Origin of the sequence: Burkholderia sp. MSMB1498, from assembly GCF_001526245.1 — a bacterium.
In the GTDB taxonomy this organism is placed as follows: domain Bacteria; phylum Pseudomonadota; class Gammaproteobacteria; order Burkholderiales; family Burkholderiaceae; genus Burkholderia; species Burkholderia savannae.
This window is the reverse complement of the sequence record NZ_LOYJ01000028.1, coordinates 1-15,352: the sequence shown is the minus strand read 5'-3', so window position 1 is coordinate 15,352 and position 15,352 is coordinate 1. Positions and strand designations below refer to the sequence as shown.

The 15,352-nt window shown below is 60.7% G+C and carries 21 protein-coding genes and 1 pseudogene; 20 read left to right on the top strand and 2 right to left on the bottom strand.

Translation table 11 applies throughout. From position 1 onward, the window contains the following. Position 1: 1 nt before the first annotated feature. The 20 genes and pseudogenes from WS91_RS05925 to WS91_RS05840 form a co-directional block, all read left to right on the top strand. Positions 2–232: a hypothetical protein gene (locus WS91_RS05925; protein ID WP_059669923.1), complete on the top strand. Its 231-nt coding sequence runs from the start codon at positions 2–4 to the stop codon at positions 230–232. Continuing rightward, positions 225–851, top strand: a complete 627-nt coding sequence (locus tag WS91_RS05920) for a helix-turn-helix domain-containing protein (protein WP_059669922.1) — start codon at positions 225–227, stop codon at positions 849–851. Before WS91_RS05925 ends, WS91_RS05920 begins: the two co-directional genes overlap by 8 nt. After that, positions 838–1,170, top strand: coding sequence for a helix-turn-helix domain-containing protein (locus WS91_RS05915; RefSeq protein ID WP_059641506.1), 333 nt, complete (start codon positions 838–840; stop codon positions 1,168–1,170). The genes WS91_RS05920 and WS91_RS05915 overlap by 14 nt, the downstream gene beginning before the upstream one ends. Continuing rightward, positions 1,170–1,475 (top strand): hypothetical protein, encoded by a 306-nt coding sequence (locus WS91_RS05910; RefSeq protein WP_059669921.1) that lies wholly within the window; start codon positions 1,170–1,172, stop codon positions 1,473–1,475. The genes WS91_RS05915 and WS91_RS05910 overlap by 1 nt, the downstream gene beginning before the upstream one ends. A gap of 54 nt (positions 1,476–1,529) precedes the next feature. Beyond that, on the top strand, positions 1,530–1,847 hold the full coding sequence (locus tag WS91_RS32225; protein ID WP_080109822.1) for a hypothetical protein: 318 nt from the start codon (positions 1,530–1,532) through the stop codon (positions 1,845–1,847). An 11-nt stretch (positions 1,848–1,858) separates the two neighbouring features. After that, positions 1,859–2,296 (top strand): hypothetical protein, encoded by a 438-nt coding sequence (locus WS91_RS05905; RefSeq protein WP_038719153.1) that lies wholly within the window; start codon positions 1,859–1,861, stop codon positions 2,294–2,296. Next, positions 2,293–2,598, top strand: coding sequence for a hypothetical protein (locus WS91_RS05900; RefSeq protein WP_017880479.1), 306 nt, complete (start codon positions 2,293–2,295; stop codon positions 2,596–2,598). The genes WS91_RS05905 and WS91_RS05900 overlap by 4 nt, the downstream gene beginning before the upstream one ends. A gap of 33 nt (positions 2,599–2,631) precedes the next feature. Then, complete coding sequence (locus WS91_RS05895) at positions 2,632–3,249, top strand: DUF3164 family protein (protein WP_017880478.1); 618 nt, start codon at positions 2,632–2,634, stop codon at positions 3,247–3,249. Positions 3,250–3,262: 13 nt separating this feature from the next. Then, a complete protein-coding gene (locus WS91_RS05890; RefSeq protein ID WP_059582598.1) occupies positions 3,263–3,820 on the top strand; it encodes a hypothetical protein in 558 nt (185 codons plus the stop codon). A 9-nt stretch (positions 3,821–3,829) separates the two neighbouring features. Then, on the top strand, positions 3,830–4,288 hold the full coding sequence (locus tag WS91_RS05885; protein ID WP_156432295.1) for a hypothetical protein: 459 nt from the start codon (positions 3,830–3,832) through the stop codon (positions 4,286–4,288). 78 nt (positions 4,289–4,366) lie between these two features. Then, positions 4,367–4,765 carry a gp16 family protein gene (locus tag WS91_RS05880; protein ID WP_063889469.1) on the top strand — a complete coding sequence of 133 codons (399 nt, stop codon included), beginning with the start codon at positions 4,367–4,369 and terminating at the stop codon, positions 4,763–4,765. Then, entirely contained in the window at positions 4,762–6,492 is a 1,731-nt protein-coding gene (locus WS91_RS05875; RefSeq protein ID WP_231751984.1) for a DNA circularization N-terminal domain-containing protein, read from the top strand. Before WS91_RS05880 ends, WS91_RS05875 begins: the two co-directional genes overlap by 4 nt. After that, positions 6,476–7,600 carry a phage baseplate assembly protein gene (locus WS91_RS05870; RefSeq protein ID WP_059579172.1) on the top strand — a complete coding sequence of 375 codons (1,125 nt, stop codon included), beginning with the start codon at positions 6,476–6,478 and terminating at the stop codon, positions 7,598–7,600. Before WS91_RS05875 ends, WS91_RS05870 begins: the two co-directional genes overlap by 17 nt. Continuing rightward, positions 7,597–8,199, top strand: coding sequence for a phage baseplate assembly protein V (locus WS91_RS05865; protein ID WP_006025666.1), 603 nt, complete (start codon positions 7,597–7,599; stop codon positions 8,197–8,199). The genes WS91_RS05870 and WS91_RS05865 overlap by 4 nt, the downstream gene beginning before the upstream one ends. Positions 8,200–8,264: 65 nt before the next feature. Then, a complete protein-coding gene (locus WS91_RS05860) occupies positions 8,265–8,615 on the top strand; it encodes a phage GP46 family protein (RefSeq protein ID WP_038730277.1) in 351 nt (116 codons plus the stop codon). After that, the gene (locus WS91_RS05855) at positions 8,615–9,682 is read left to right on the top strand and encodes a baseplate J/gp47 family protein (protein WP_059669920.1); all 1,068 of its coding nucleotides are present in this window, start codon (positions 8,615–8,617) and stop codon (positions 9,680–9,682) included. The genes WS91_RS05860 and WS91_RS05855 overlap by 1 nt, the downstream gene beginning before the upstream one ends. Then, on the top strand, positions 9,679–10,251 hold the full coding sequence (locus WS91_RS05850) for a YmfQ family protein (RefSeq protein ID WP_004549651.1): 573 nt from the start codon (positions 9,679–9,681) through the stop codon (positions 10,249–10,251). Before WS91_RS05855 ends, WS91_RS05850 begins: the two co-directional genes overlap by 4 nt. 2 nt (positions 10,252–10,253) lie before the next feature. After that, positions 10,254–11,804: a hypothetical protein gene (locus WS91_RS32215; protein WP_082758098.1), complete on the top strand. Its 1,551-nt coding sequence runs from the start codon at positions 10,254–10,256 to the stop codon at positions 11,802–11,804. A 9-nt stretch (positions 11,805–11,813) separates the two neighbouring features. Then, positions 11,814–12,206 carry a tail fiber assembly protein gene (locus tag WS91_RS32210; RefSeq protein WP_038719145.1) on the top strand — a complete coding sequence of 131 codons (393 nt, stop codon included), beginning with the start codon at positions 11,814–11,816 and terminating at the stop codon, positions 12,204–12,206. A gap of 148 nt (positions 12,207–12,354) precedes the next feature. Next, positions 12,355–12,675 (top strand): annotated as a pseudogene (locus WS91_RS05840) (DNA adenine methylase); the annotation flags it as partial. Here the strand turns inward: WS91_RS05840 and WS91_RS05835 are convergent. Beyond that, entirely contained in the window at positions 12,674–14,752 is a 2,079-nt protein-coding gene (locus WS91_RS05835; protein ID WP_059669918.1) for a recombinase family protein, read from the bottom strand. The pseudogene WS91_RS05840 and the gene WS91_RS05835 sit on opposite strands and share 2 nt — an antisense overlap. Then, on the bottom strand, positions 14,739–14,942 hold the full coding sequence (locus WS91_RS32205) for a hypothetical protein (RefSeq protein ID WP_082717267.1): 204 nt from the start codon (positions 14,940–14,942) through the stop codon (positions 14,739–14,741). The genes WS91_RS05835 and WS91_RS32205 overlap by 14 nt, the downstream gene beginning before the upstream one ends. Between the last annotated feature and the right edge of the window lie 410 nt (positions 14,943–15,352).

The following is a 15,352-nucleotide window of genomic DNA, read 5'->3' as shown; positions in this document are numbered from 1 at the left end:
CATGATCGACCACCACATCACACCCGAAGCGAATGCCGCCGCCGATGCCGGCCGCGCGATTCAGTTCGTTGCTCGCATGTCCGCAGTGGCGCTCGCTGCACTCCTGGCCGGATTGCTGATTTCGTCGACCTGGATCGATCTGGCTACCTGGACGATCGTCGTGCTGTTCGCTGCGCTGACTTGCCTCCCGCTCGCCGCTCTCGCTGTTGTGAAGGGAGGCAAACATGGCTAGAAAACCCGCCCACCTTGAACTGACCGGCGGCAAGGGTCCGCGACAGCGTGTATGGGAAGCGATTCGCAGCCAGCGAGACGACTTCACCCCGCACAGCATCGTCCGTGCTGCCGACATCGACAAGGCGACCGTTCAGACGTATTTGCAAGCGCTGGAACGCGGCGAGTACGTCGAGCAGATCGGCGAGCGCAAGGCGATCAGTGATCGGAAGCACTATCGCCTCGTCCGCGACGTCGGTGTCGAAGCCCCGCGTCTCGATCGCAAGGGCCAGCCCGTCATGCAGTCGCGTGGCAACGAACATATGTGGCGCACGATGCGCATCATGGGCGACTTCACGCCGCGCGAGCTGGCTATGCGTGCGTCGACGCCCGACGTCGCGATTACCGACTCGACGGCGCAGTCCTACGTCAAATGCCTGTCGCATGCCGGCTACCTGACACTCGTTGATTCGGGTCACGCATACATCCGTGGCAAGGGCGCGAAACAGGCTCGGTACCGCCTGATCGCATCGAAGTACAGCGGCCCGCGCCCGCCGATGATCCAGCGCACGAAATCGGTCTACGACCCGAACCTCGGGAAGATCGTATGGCAAGAGGAGCCGGACCATGACGCATGCTGATCCGGACTGGCTCGCCATGCTTCGCGAGGCTGTCGCCGCGACGTCGCAAACCAACGTGGCCAAGCTGCTCGACGTCTCACGAACTACCGTTTCGCTTGTCCTGTCGGGCAAATACCCCGGCAAAACCGATCGCGTCGCCGCCCGAGTCCTGAAGACGTTCGGACAGGTGCAGTGCACGCATACCGGGCAGCCGATCTCGCTGACGGTATGCGTGTCCTTCGCCAATCGCCGCGCCCCGATCAATAACCCGATGGAACTGAGCCACTGGCGCACGTGCCGCAACTGCCCGCTGCGCCCTGTTAAAGGAGAGTCCAAGTGATGACGAACTGTAACGCCCTCAATCCGGCCGTGCCACCGATCAATCAGCTCATGCAGCTCACGGCACTGCGTCTCGCAGCGACGATCGAGACGCTCACCACGCAGGGCTTCACGGTCATCGGCATCGAGTTCTCGAACGGCTCGAAGCCGACGATCCAGGTGCAGAACTGCGAGGTCTGCGCCGACATGATCGCGAAAGGTGAAGCCACGTACTACCGCACGGGTGGCTCGGGCATCTCACGTTACCGCACCGGCCAGTTCAAGGTCGGCGAGATCCGTGTGCTATGGACGGAGCGAGGACACTAAAAACAGAAGCAGCGCCTTTCCCGAAGATCATCAAACTATATTAGGAGTCCTTTTATGAAGCTACACGTTTTCACATGCTCTGACGAAGGGCGTCGTGCCCGTCGTATTGCGGTCGATGGCGACCGCATCGATTTTCCCGAATATCCGACGGAGCTGTTTGCTGCTCATGCCAATCCGGTTGCAACAACGGCGGGCGAGCCGGCATTTGTCGTGACGCACGTTGGCACAGGCTTTCGTATTGCAAGTGGCAAGACGCAAGCCGCTGCGATTTCGATGGCGAAACGTCTCATCAAAGAGAAGTCAACGGAAGAGTTCTGGCAGGGAGTTTCTGCCGCTCGCAAGCTCATCAAGGCATATCAAACCCTCTCTTGAAAGGAATGAACATGGCATCCGTACAGCAGATTCTCCAGGCCATCATCGACCACCCGGGTTCGTCCGGCGCGCAGCTCGCCGAGCAGCTCGACGTGGATGCGAAGGACATCCAGCCGCGCATCGATCCGTACATCCGCCAGGGGCGCGTGATCCGCGACAAGAAGGTCATGGATGGCTCGTCCCCGATCAATCTGTACTACCCGAGCGACGATCTTGTGCGCGAGTTCGACGGCACGAAACAGACCGTGACAAAAGCCGCGCGAAAAGCACCGGCATTTACTCCGACCGATGCCGCGCCTGGTGATTTCGTCTGCGGCTTCTCGACGGCCGGCCGCCTCACGGTAACCAAGGGACGGAAGACGATCGAGCTGACGCGCGAGGAAACGTCTCGTCTGCTCAAGTTCGTCGACTGCATCAACATCGAAGCGATCGCGGGAGCACAAGCATGACTATCCATATCACCCAAGGCCAAACCCTGACCAACCCCGAGGCATTAAGCAGTGTGGCCGAACTGCGATGCGAGTTGCGCCGCGCGAACGCAACGGTGCAGCAACTTCTGACCAAGATCGCACAGTACGACGAGATTGGTTCGCAAATGGTTGGTGCAGTGAATCACCTCCTGACGCTGCACGTTCAGGGAGATATCACTGGCCTCGCCGAATGGCTAGATGAGTATCTGTCGGAGCGGCCGCGCGTGCGAGAGAAGATCGAAGAGGCGATCGAGAGCAAGAACCTCTGGCGCATGCACTGACCGGTCAATCCATTTTCCTACCAGGAACACGCTATGACGAAGAATCAAATCCCGGTCGGCTACGTAAAAGACGCACGTGGCCGCCTCATTCCGGAATCGCTGGTCGAGCCGATCGACCAGTTGCGTGATCAAACGATCACGTCGTTGGTGGCCGAAGCCAGGCGTCTTCAGTCGGAGATGGCTGAGTTCAAGACGCGTGCATTCGGCGACATCGCTGCGTTCGTCGCAACCAGCCATGAGCAATACGGCGTCAAGGTCGGTGGCGCGAAGGGCAACATTTCGCTCATCACGTTCGACGGTCGCTACAAGATCGTGCGCCAGATCGCCGAACACCTTCAGTTCGACGAGCGCCTGCAGGCGGCGAAGGAACTGATCGACGAGTGCCTGCGCGAATGGACCGAAGGCAGCAACGACAAGGTCAAGGTGCTGATCAACGAAGCGTTCCAGGTCGACAAGGAAGGCAACGTGAACACCGGGCGCATTCTCGCGTTGCGCCGCCTCGCGATCGACGATCCGAAGTGGACCAAGGCGATGCGTGCGATCGTCGACAGCATTCGAGTGACGGGCAGCAAGCCATATATTCGGCTGTACGAGCGCGTCGACGAGACGGAAGAATATCGCGCGATCAGTCTCGATCTCGCGGCAATCTGAGAGGTACATAGCCATGTCCTACAAAGACGATTGCACCGTTAGCATCGCCTTCACGTCGCTAGATCAATCGGTCCAACCGATCATCACGATCGCCGACGACGGCCGTGTGACTATTGCCGACCACCTGACCGTCGACGACGCGGCTCGCGAGTTCTGGAATGCAGTTCTGCGCCTCAACCCGATGCTGTCACGTCCCGCACCGGCAGCGCCGGCGAACGAGCGGTCACCACGTCACATCAAAGTTGTTGCGCACGCGCGCGAGATTTGGAGCGGAGACGCCAAGCTTGCTGTTGCGATCACTGATTCTATTGCCACGGAAATCGCTGCGGCGATGAATGCCCGCGCCGCGTCCGCCAACGAGTCGGGGGCGGAAGAGGCGCTCGAGCGCGTTCTTTCGCGGACGATCGACGAGCGCGACCAGATGGAAGAGGACGGCACGCGCCTAGCCGAATCGGTCGGAAAGCTCCTCGAGGTGGATGTTGGCGAATGGTCGAGCGCTAACAATCCGATCCTCGCCGCGATCGAAGCGCTCGAATCTCGCGCTCCCGCACAGGCGGCGAAACCGGTATAGGGAGGAGCCATGTCAAAACTCTCGCGAGAAGACATCGAGAAAATCGACACGGAACTGTCGTTTCCGTATGGGTGCGTCGTGCTTCGCTGCGATGGTGACACGGTCACGATTCAGGTGCAGCGAACGAAGCCGCGTCGCTATGACTTGATGGTCTACGTGAACGGCTGGTTCCGGGGAAGCTATCTGAAGGCAGATGCGCCCGAACATCGGTTCTATCGGCCTACGAAGATCTGCGCGTACACACCATCGCAGCGCGCGAACATCGAGAAGCAATTCGGCAAGCGGAAGGCCCGGAAGTACTTCCCGGACCTGGACAAGACCGCGACGATCTTCATGCCTACATGGAGCGCACCGGGAGCGATGCTGCGCCACTTCGCTCGTGTCAACCAGTCGGTTTCGCTCGTCTCGGTTGGGGTGGTGGTTAACACGTCGGTCGATGTGACTGAATCGGATGCGGCCCATGTCTGACATCGCCGTCATCCTGGCCGGGATCGTCTTCCTGGTCTGTCTTTGCCGCAAGGAACTGCGGCGCTGGTGGAGGTCGTGATGCTGATCGCGAAAACAACGATAGCCAAAATCCACATCGCCAAACAACAGCTCGCGATGACCGACGACGAATACCGCACGGTGCTTCGCAGCATCGCCGGCGTCGGCTCGTCGAAAGACCTGACTCCGGAGGGGGCGCACAAGCTGCTGAAGCACTTCGAGCGCTGCGGCTTCAAACCGAAGCGCGATGCCGGCCGTCGACCGCACGTTGCGCAGCCGCGTGCCGCTCAGATTCGCAAGATTGAAGCGCTGCTAGCTGACGCTGGCCGTCCGTGGGATTACGTCGGCGGCATGGTGAAGCGAATCTGCAAGGTCGACGCGATCGAGTTCTGTGACGACGTGATGCTCGGCAAGCTCATCGCCGCGCTGCAATACGATGCGAAGCGGAGGTCGGCATGAAGTTCGATGGTGTCGAACACCTGTTGCCCGACGTCGTGAAGACGATCGTCAAGCTGATCGGTCTGCCGACGACGGTACGCCTGGTCGAGCAGCTCGGCGGCACGACGTTCCCGGTCGCGCTGCGCCGCTCGCGTCTCGGCGAAATCCGTTACGAGGCGCTTGCCGAGATCGTAGGCCCGGAAGCGGCCGATCAGCTTACGGCGCATTTCGGAGGTGACGTGTTGTACATTCCGCGTTGCGTGAAAGCCATGCGTGAACTGATGTATCGGAGCATTCGGGCAGAGTTCGACATGCTGACCCGCGACCATGCTGCAAGCCGCCTGTTGTCGAGGGACACTTCACCATCAATCTGGACGGTCAGCATCTCTACGACTTCGTCACGATGGCCGGCCAAAAGGCGGCTCGGAGATTCTGATATGGCATGGAAAGATAGCCTGCTCGATGCTTCGTTTCGCGGCGTTCCGTTCGACGCGCAGCACACGGACGATACGATCGACCGCGATACCGCTGAATACGCGGTGCCGCACGTCGACGGCGAAGACGTTGAAGATCTCGGCCTGAAGGCGCACACCACCAGTATTACCGCGATCTTCTTCGGCGACGATTACGAGGATCGGATGCAGGCGCTGCTCGGCGCACTCGCGATCAAGGGGCCGGGCGAACTGATCCATCCGGTGTTCGGGTCGATGCCAAGCATGCAGCTCATTGGCGCGCACGTGTCGCATGATGCCGAGAACGTCGACGCGTGTGTGATCGAGATGCGGTTCAAGCGCTCGACGCCGGCCAATCCGTTCTTCATTGAGCAGCGGCCGACGCAAACCGCTGACGCCGCCGCGCAGCTCGCGACCACCGCGCAGGATGCCGGCACCAGCATGTTCGAGCGAGCAGTCGGCCTGCTCAAGACGATGAAGGCTGGCCTGCGCCGACTCAATGCTTTGCGCGATGTCCTGAGCGAGGCGCTCGGTCCGATCACGGCGCTTGTCGTCGGCTTTCGACGTGCGACGGTCGATTATCTGTCCTGGCCGGGCGCGTTCGCGTCGGACCTGATCGGCCTGGTCAGCGGTATCGCGGATTTCCGTTCGTTCGATCCAGGACTCGTCATGTCTGACTGGAACGACATGCGCGACCAGATGAAGACGGTCGTGAAGCTGCCTGCAGCGTCGGCCGCTGGCCAGCCGCTCGTCATTCCTGGCACGCAGGCCACGACGGCCGCACCCAGCAGCTCGACCGACCCCGCCACGCCGTATGCACCGGCACGTCCTAGCACCGTTGCCGCTGACGCATCGGACATCCAGCTCGTCACGGCCGTCACGGCGGTTGTCGTTGCCACGGTGACGGCCAGCGTTGCATCCGACATCCTGGCGAATGAGGCCGACACCCCGACGCTGACGCCGGATCAGGTCGAGCAGATCGCGAACGATACGCGTGGATTGATCCAGGCCGCGATCGACGCCGTACGCGCGGCCGTGCCGGTCGAACAGGCTCGGCCCGTTATCGAGCCGTTAAAAGAGACGGCACTGTCGGTGCAGGAGCTGGCGATCAAGGTGATCGACGTCCTGCCGCCGATCATTTCGCGCACGGTTGATGCGCCGTCGAATCTCACGTTGCTGGCGCATCTCTGGTACGGAGACTATTTGCGCTCGACGGAGCTGCTGCGCCTGAATTCACAGATCCGCAATCCGAACTTCATTCAGCGAGGAGACATTGTCCGTGGCTTCGCCCAATGACGACGTGACGCTGCTGATCGGTGGCAAGGCGCACAGCGCCTGGTCGTCGTATTCGATCGATTCCGATCTGCTGACGCCGGCCGACGCGTGGGACGTGCGCCTCACGCGCCCGGCCGGCAAGATGCCGGACACGGTCAAATCCGGCGCGCATGTCCAGGTGAAGGTCGGCGACGACACGGTGCTCGTCGGCTACGTCGACCAGGTGCGTCGCCGCACCAGCAAGACCGAGAAGACGCTGTCGATCAGCGGCCGGGACTATGCCGCGATCCTGCGCGACTGCTCGGCACCGATTTTCACGGCTAAACAGGTCACGTTAGCGGAGGTGGTCGCGAACATCGTTAAACCGCTCGGGATCAGGAAGATTCGTATCGACACGGCGCGCGCGCAGTCGACGTGGGACAAGATCAGCGTCGACCCGGGTGACACGGCATGGGACGCGCTCGTTCACGCGGCCGAGGGTGAAGGTTTGTGGCCGTGGTTCGATCCGGACGGCACGCTCGTGGTCGGCGGGCCGGACTACAATGCCCCGCCCGTCGCGAGCCTGATCCTGCGCGAGGATGGTAAGGGCAACAACGTCGAGTGGTTCGACGAGGATTTGTCGATCGCCGAGCGACACTCGGAAGTCACGGTGCTCGGCCAGGCGCACGGCACCGGATCGAAGGCCGGCAAGCACGCCATCAAGGCGACCGTGAAAGACAAGGATGTGCCGGTGTACCGCCCCAAGATAGTCGTCGACCACGACGCGCCCAATCTGGCAGCGGCCGAAGCGCGTGCGCGCAAGATCATTTCCGACTCGGCACTCGCCGCGCACACGCTGCGCGCGAGCGTCAAGGGACACCGAACCTCGGACGGCGTGCTGTGGAAGCCGGGCCAACGGGTGCACGTCGTATGGGAGGAATACGGGATCGACGCCATCTACTTCCTGATGGCGCGTCGATTCACGGGTGGCCGTCCAGGCGGCACGCACACGACGCTGACCCTGAAGGAAGATGGCGTGTGGATTCTCGACGCGCATCCGCATTCGGGCCGCAAGCATCGGAAGAAGAAACGCGGCGGACCATCGATCGAAGTCACGGACGCCACCATCGACGCGAGCATCATGAAATGATCAAGGACATCGACAAGCGCATCCAGCGTGCGGTTTCCGGCATTCGGCAAGCCTTCCGAGGAATGATCGGTGGCGTGCAGACAAACGGCCCGACCGCGACCGTTCGCGGCGAAGGTCTCGCTGGCGAGAACATGGTCGACCTCGAACTATTCCAACACTACGGCTACACCAGTTCGCCGCCGGCCGGCACGATGATGGTCGTGGTGCCGGTCGGCGGCAAGACGAGTCATGGAATCGTCATCGCGACCGAGCATGGTCAGTATCGGTTGAAGGCGTTGAAGGCTGGCGAGGTGGCGCTGTACACGGACGAAGGTGATTCCATCGTCCTCGCTCGCGGCCGCGTCATCGACATCAAGACGAAGACGCTGAACATCGAAGCCGAAGAATCGGTCAACTTCAAGACGCCGACCGTCAATATGGATCACGCGCTCAACGTGGCCGAGCAGATCACCGGCAAGGGCGGCATGTCGATGTCGGGTGGCGACGGCGCGCGCATCGACAGCCTGAACGTCGACAAGGATGCCGTGATCAGCGGCAAGAGCTTCAACGGCCACAAGCATCCGGAAACGGGCAGCATCACGGGCACCCCTGTCGCCTGACATCAGCGGCACTCACTGACCTCCATCATCTGAATTGTCCACGCGCGCGCGATCACAATCGCGGCATGGACGCACTTCTGAACCCGCAAACAGGCGGATATACCGGCACGCGGACCACGACGCTCGCGAACGCCGTGTATATCCGCCTCGCCACACCGCTCGGCTCCTGGTGGGCCGCGCCGGACGTCGGCTCGCTGCTGCACACGCTTGCGCGAGAGAAGGATACGCCTCGCGTGCGTCGCCTTGCAGTCCAGTATGCCGAGCAGGCGCTCGCGCCCCTGGTCAAGGATGGGCGAGCGAGCAAGGTATCGGTGTCGTCCGCATCGGGCGAAAAAAGCTGGCTCGCTCTTCTCATCGACGTGCATGACGCGACAGGCGACGTTCAGCACTTCCAGCATCCGGTCAAGGTGTCGTAATGCCGGCGACTGTTCTGACGCTCGACCAGGTCCGCGCGAACATTCTGCGCGAGATCAAGAACCAGCGTTCCGACGCCGACATCGGCCCGGATTCCGACCACTATGTGCGCGCGAGCGGCGTGGCCAGCGTGATCGAAGGGCTGTATGCGCACCAGGTCTGGACGGCGAAGCAGATATTCCCGGACACGGCCGACGAGGACAATCTCATCCTGCATGCACGCCTGCGCGGCATCGAGCGCAAACCAGCCGTTGTCGCCAGCGGCACGGTGCGCGTAACAGGCAAGCCCGGTGTCCAGCTCGCTAGCGGTTTGAGCGCGAAGTACCAGGACGGCACGGCGTATGTAACGACGAGCGATGGCACATTCGACGCGACGGGCAATCTCGTCGTCAGTGTGGTGGCCGTCGACGCCGGTGTCGACGGAAACCGCCAGGATGGCGATGCGCTCACGCTCACCGTGCCTCCGGTCAACGCCGACGCGACGCTGGCAATCGTCAATCTTCGTGGCGGCACGGCAATCGAAACGCTCGACAGCTTGCTCGCACGTCTGCTGCAGCGCATTCGTCGTCCACCGGCCGGTGGCAACAAATATGATTACTGGCAATGGGCGATGGAGGTGGCCGGCGTAACGGCCGCGTTTGTCTATCCGTTGCGTCGGGGGCTCGGCACGGTCGACGTCGTTATCGTGACCGAAGATGGCCTACCTTCGGATGACGTATTAAAAGCCGTGCAGGCGCACATTGACGATCAGCGGCCGGTGCGGGCCAAGGATGCACGCGTTGTCGTGCCGTCGATCAAGCCCTACGACGTCACGGCGGCCGTCAAGCTGAACGGCATCACGCTCGACGCGGCTCAATCGGCTGTCGAATCCGGTCTCGCAGCCTATAACGCGATCGTGTCTCCTGGCGACATGGTCATTCGAAACCGCATCGGCGGCGTCATCAACGATACGCTTGGCATCGAAGACTATGTGCTTGAAAGCCCAACGGCCAATGTCGTCCCAGTGGTCGATGCGCAGGTGATCGAGTGGTGCCGGCTCGGCAAGGTGACGTTGAGGACGATGACATGAACGAACACGCCGAACTGCTCGGGCGGCTTATTCCTGCCGTCTCATACGATCCGCGTGAGCCGCGTCTCGCGGCCGAGCTGACTGCCGAAGGAAAGGTGCTGGATCGCGCGCTCGCCGACGCCGAAACGATCGTGAACGGCATCACGCCGTTCTTTGCGCACCAGCTCTTGCCAGATTGGGAGCGTGTGTGTGGCATCACGCCGGCTGTGGATGCGACGTTGCAACAGCGCATATCGACCGTCGTCGCCAAGGTCAATGAGACTGGCGGCATGTCAATTGCGTACTTCAAGCGACTGGCAAACGCTCTGGGCTACCGGATCGAAATCGTCGAGCTGGAGCCATTTCGCGTTGACGAAGGTGCGATCGGCGATGCGATCTGGATCGAGGACATCGTCTATCAATGGGGTGTAACCGTACACGGCTCGCCTTCACTGGAAATCTACTTCCGTGTTGACGAAAGCGCGGTTGGCGAGCCGCTGCTGACGTTTGCCGACCCGATTCTCGAATCCGTGTTCCAAGACCTGAAGCCAGCCGACACGTTCGTCTACTTCATCTACCAGGAAGAGTAACCATGCAACGAATCAACACGCCTGATGGCAACTGGTATCCGGGCGATCCCTCGCAAGGGATCAAAGGGACTGTTGTTACTCGCCACTTCATGCAAACCGTTCAAGAAGAGCTTGCCGCCGTACCCGAAAGCGTCGGGATGAAACTTGATCCAAACGACAACAAGCAGCTTCTGAAGGGCATCCGAAAAATTTACACGGACAGTATTGCGGGGGGCATCCAAACGGGTGGCCGGGTCAACGGAGTCAACAGTCCGAACCTGCTGTTCAATGGGTCGGCTGAATTCGGAAGCGCATCGTGGTTTTCCGGGAACTCGTCCAACATCGATACGAACGGCCTTGTGCTCAAACCAGCCATTGGCAGCTACGGCGAAGGTACGTTTTGGGCGCTTGATCGTGATCTCGACGGTAAGGTCGTTTACTTTGTCGATTACTCGGACTTCGTCGGGCTTGGCGATGGAGTCACGATCAGTCTTCAAGCAGAACTGTTCGCTGGCGGACTGACCGGGGGAAGCTTCTATATCGATGCGGAATTCTACGATGACGCATCTCCGCCGAAGATTCTCGGGCAATCTCTGCAGTTAAAGGCTCCTCCCGATGCGGGTTGGACGTATTTGAGTGCATCGTCTGCCGTTCCGCGTGGCACGCGAAAACTGCGCATCCGCAAGGTGCTGGACGGAAACCCGAAAGGCACACGCGGACTGATCGCTTGCCGTCGCATCAAGTTGGAAGGGGGATCAGCTTCGTCGCTGTATTCGACCGAGGTCGATTTTCAGCGCGTCGCGCTACTCGATTCGCCAGCGCTGACTGGAGCGCCGACAGCCCCGACACCGGATGCAAAGGATAACTCGACACGACTCGCGACGACGGCATTCGTACAAGCGCTATCGGGAACCTACGCGACGCAGCAATGGGTGCAAGGGTTCGCCGTAAAAAGCGGCGATGGTGTGCCGTACATGCTCACGACGAACAACGAGCGTAATGCCGCATGGCTTTCAATCAACGGTCAAAATCACGGAAAACTGTGGACGGATATGAGCTTCGATCCTGACTCGAAGCTGAACACGTCCGGCGGTACCGTTGGTGGCCGCTTGGCGCTCAGTAAGCAAGGCTGGCAGGCGGACTTCCAGCTCAGAAACTGGCGAGAGGGCCAAGACGTTAGCACGTACTTTCGAGCGCGCGATGGCGGCGGTCTGGAGATCATCAACAACGCCTATAACTTCGTAACGTGGTCAGTGGACGATTACGGAACCATGTTCATGCGCGGGCAGCAAATGCTCAACACGGACGGGAACCTTTGGTGTGCTTATCGCGGTTCGTGGATGTCCGGCATCCTAGACGATCTCTACAACCGGGACAATGGCAAAGCGAATGCAGGCGCAACGTGTCAGCCGTACGATTTTGCTGAGTTCGGCCCGCTTCGACAAAGCACCGGCACGACGACTGTGGATGCGCCGGACACATGGTTCGTGAAGGGCATCCGAACCGACAACTGGAACGGTGACGCTGCACCGCGCACGTTGTTCCTGCGATGCACCCGTATTCGCAACACGTAAGGAGGCTACTTGGTCGAGCACGAACTTCTCATCATGGCGATTGAGGATCGCTGGCCGCAGCTCGTACACGGGCGCGATTATTGGGTAGGCCATCCACTAGATCGGCAAACGGGACTTCAGTGCGGCGATGCGTTCATCGCACAATGGAATTGCTCCGTTGTGCCGCCGGACGTTACGGACCTGCTTAAGCGTGGCGAAGAACTCCGCCCGGTCCTTGCCGCACAGAAGGCGCGAGAACAACGGGATTCGCTCCTTCGTGCGTCTGACTGGACACAAGCGCCTGACGTGTCGGCGGCAACTCGGGAGAAGTGGGTAGTCTATCGGCAGACGCTTCGCGATCTGCCGGAACAACCGGGCTTCCCGCTGGATGTGCGGTGGCCGGATGCGCCCACAAGCGAGTAACACCTCATTTTTGTTCGGAACAAGGCGACCGGCACGAGTGTAGGAGCACTCGTGCCGGTCACTTACTCACTGCGCGGAACAGTGAGAAGCCAAGGCCCTGCTACCTTCGCGAAGGCAGGGCGAGTTTAACAGACAATTCGCACCCTAAATGGCACAACCCATCATTCCGTGGCTCGGCGGCAAGCGTCGCTTGGCCGAGCAACTCATTCCACTATTCCCACAACACGAATGCTACGTCGAGGTGTTCTGCGGTGGTGCTGCCTTGTACTTCCTACGGCCGATGCCGGCACCAGTCGAGGTGCTGAATGACATCAACGGCGAGCTGGTGAATCTATACCGCGTCGTGCAGCACCACCTTGAAGAGTTCGTGCGGCAATTCAAGTACGCGATTTCGAGTCGACAGGTATTCAAATGGCACCAGCTTGCGGTCCCGGAGACGCTCACAGATATACAACGTGATGGGGCGTTCATTGTGCACCTCCTTCCGAAACCTCGGTAAACATTGGGAGTTGCCCTTCAACGTCGTTGCGACACGGGCGATGTTTGCGCGTCAGCGCCGCCGTAACAGCTTCACTGCGCAGATCGCTCGCGCGAATCTGCCACGGGGCATCGGGCATTACCTGCTCGGCAGGCAGAACCTTATCGTTGATTAGACGCCGGATCATATAGTGGGTAACGCCAAGCGCTTTCGCCGCCTCGGACATCGTCAACCAGTCACCATCCTTCTCTGCCGACTTGTACGCATAGATGTTGCGCACTCGCCGTACGGAGCTGACGCGATGCGCAGTCCAGGTCTTGCCTTGGCCCGTACGTATCCCCATCCGGTTTAGTGATGCGGCAATATCCTGATCAGACCATCGGGTTGCCATGCTGCGCATGACTGCGAGCGCTTCGTCGGACGTGCTGCATCCGTGCTCGCCGGTCTTGGGTTTGCGGATCCGCACCTGCGAGTGCTGACCACCTTGCCAGTGAATCGTGAGAATGACTTCACGCGTTGACTCGTTCACGTCTGCGACTATATCGACGATCAGCACCCGAACCAGCTGCTGGCGCATGCGCATGGTGACGCCTGGAGCATTCCAGGCGGCATCGAGGTCCTCGGCGAGCTTCGTAAAGTCAGGAGCAGCGATTGGTGCCGCCGATGTGCGCGTTGTCTCCAGGCGCGCTTGGCAGGCCTGTACACGACGCAACGCTGCCTCCCAATTCTTCTCCAACTGCGCGGCGATCAGACGGTTATCGGGATCGCAGGCGGCGTAGCGTCGCTCTGCCAGCGTGGCTTCGTACTGAGCCTGCTGCAGTTCAAGTTCGATGATTCGCCGCTGCTCGCTCAGGGTATCCATAAGCATCTGCTCGGCCTGCAAGGCCGCCTCTATCGCCACTGGCTCCACGACACGCATCAGTTCTCTCGCGATCGCGGCGTCTATGCGAGAGCCACCGAAGCTCATGCACTTCGGTGGCAGGTCAAAGCGATAGCATCGGTAGACCGGTCGCGGTGTGCGTCCAGTATAGGCCACCGACAGACGGCGTCCGCAGCGCGCGCATCCAAGTAGTCCTGCCAGCAGGGCTCGCCCACCACGCCCCGATTTTACGTCGCCTGCCTTGCCATAGGCGTTTGCGGCGAGCAGCTTCTGATTGCGCTCGAATTCTGCCCAGTCGATGTAGCCTTCGTGGTGCTCTTTGAGCAGAACCTCCCACTCCTCGAACGGCTTGCGGTGCTTGTAGGTCTTATGTGCACGGCCATCGACGATGGTCGTCTGCTTCCCACTCTTGCCATATGCGTAGGCCCCGGCATAGAACGGATTCCTGAGCACCGAGATCACGTTACGGTAACGTATCAGCGTCCAGTCGAAATGCGTCAGGGTCCTGCCATCGGTCGGACGCGGAAAGTGGATTTGTTCGGCCTGTAACGACAGGAAAGCCTGCCGTGCGCTACCCAGTTCGCGAAAGCGAGTGAAGATCATGCGTATCACTTCCTGCAGCCGTTGGTTGGGATCAAGACCCAGGCCGACATCACGATGCCAGAGATAGCCAATCGGCACGCTGATGCGCAATTCACCGCGCTGAGCCTTGGAACGCGCGGCATCCAGCATGCGCGTTCGAAGCACGTTGAGCTCGAATTCGCTAATGCTGCCCTTCATGCCGAGCAGCAGCCGGTCGTTCGGTCGGCAGGGATCGTACACGCCATCAAGGTCGATGACCCGCGCCTCGACGAGACCACACAGTTCGAGCAGATGGTGCCAGTCGCGCCCGTTACGGGCAAGACGTGATGCATCCAGGCAAAGGACAGCTCCGACTTCACCGGCACAGAGCAATGCCACCAGGCGCTCAAAGCCGGGCCGGGCCACCGTTCCGCTCGCCGATCGACCCAGATCATCGTCGATGACCTCGATATCGCGAAACCCGCGGCGCTTTGCTTCTCCCACGAGTTCGTACTGGCGACGCTGGCTCTCGAGATTCATCTGGACCTGGGCCTGCGTCGACTGACGGACATAAACTACTGCCTTGCGCTGGAGAAGGGGCGCCGGCAAACGATCAGCGTTCGTCATCGTCACGCTCCTTCCCGGTGGTTGCGCCGGCGGCTTGGATCAGCAGGCTTGCAAGATGCGTGATTACCTTTGCGCGTTGCGCCGTGTTCATTCCCTGAAGCTCGACGTTGTCGAACACCATGTTCATCTGGCGCGGCGTCACCGCCGGCGATTGCGGTCGTGCTGGAACACCCCTTGGCAGCTGGCCCATTGCGTTTCTCCCGGACGATGGTGGAACTGTCCGGCGAGTTTGCTCGCAAGCGCCGATCAACAAGCAGCCGATGCAGGGCGCATAGCACCGCCACGGTAACCCTCGGCTCGCCGAGCTCCATGGCGGAACACACTGCGCGATCCAGCATCCACGCTGCCACCACCTTGACTATTCCAGGGCCCGCGTCGACATGCACCACGCGGCCGCCGCTGCGATTCTCTACGTCTCGAACCTTGACGCGGCGACCATACAGCGGATGCCAACGATAATGGACTTCAACTTCTTGCCCGATATGGGCAGAATGAATGCGAGCTTGCGCAGCGCGGTTTTACTGTAAGCGCCTCGCGAAGGCCGTCCGCAATCCGGCGCGCACGTGAGGCATGATTGGTTATCGAGCGCTCGTGTTGGCC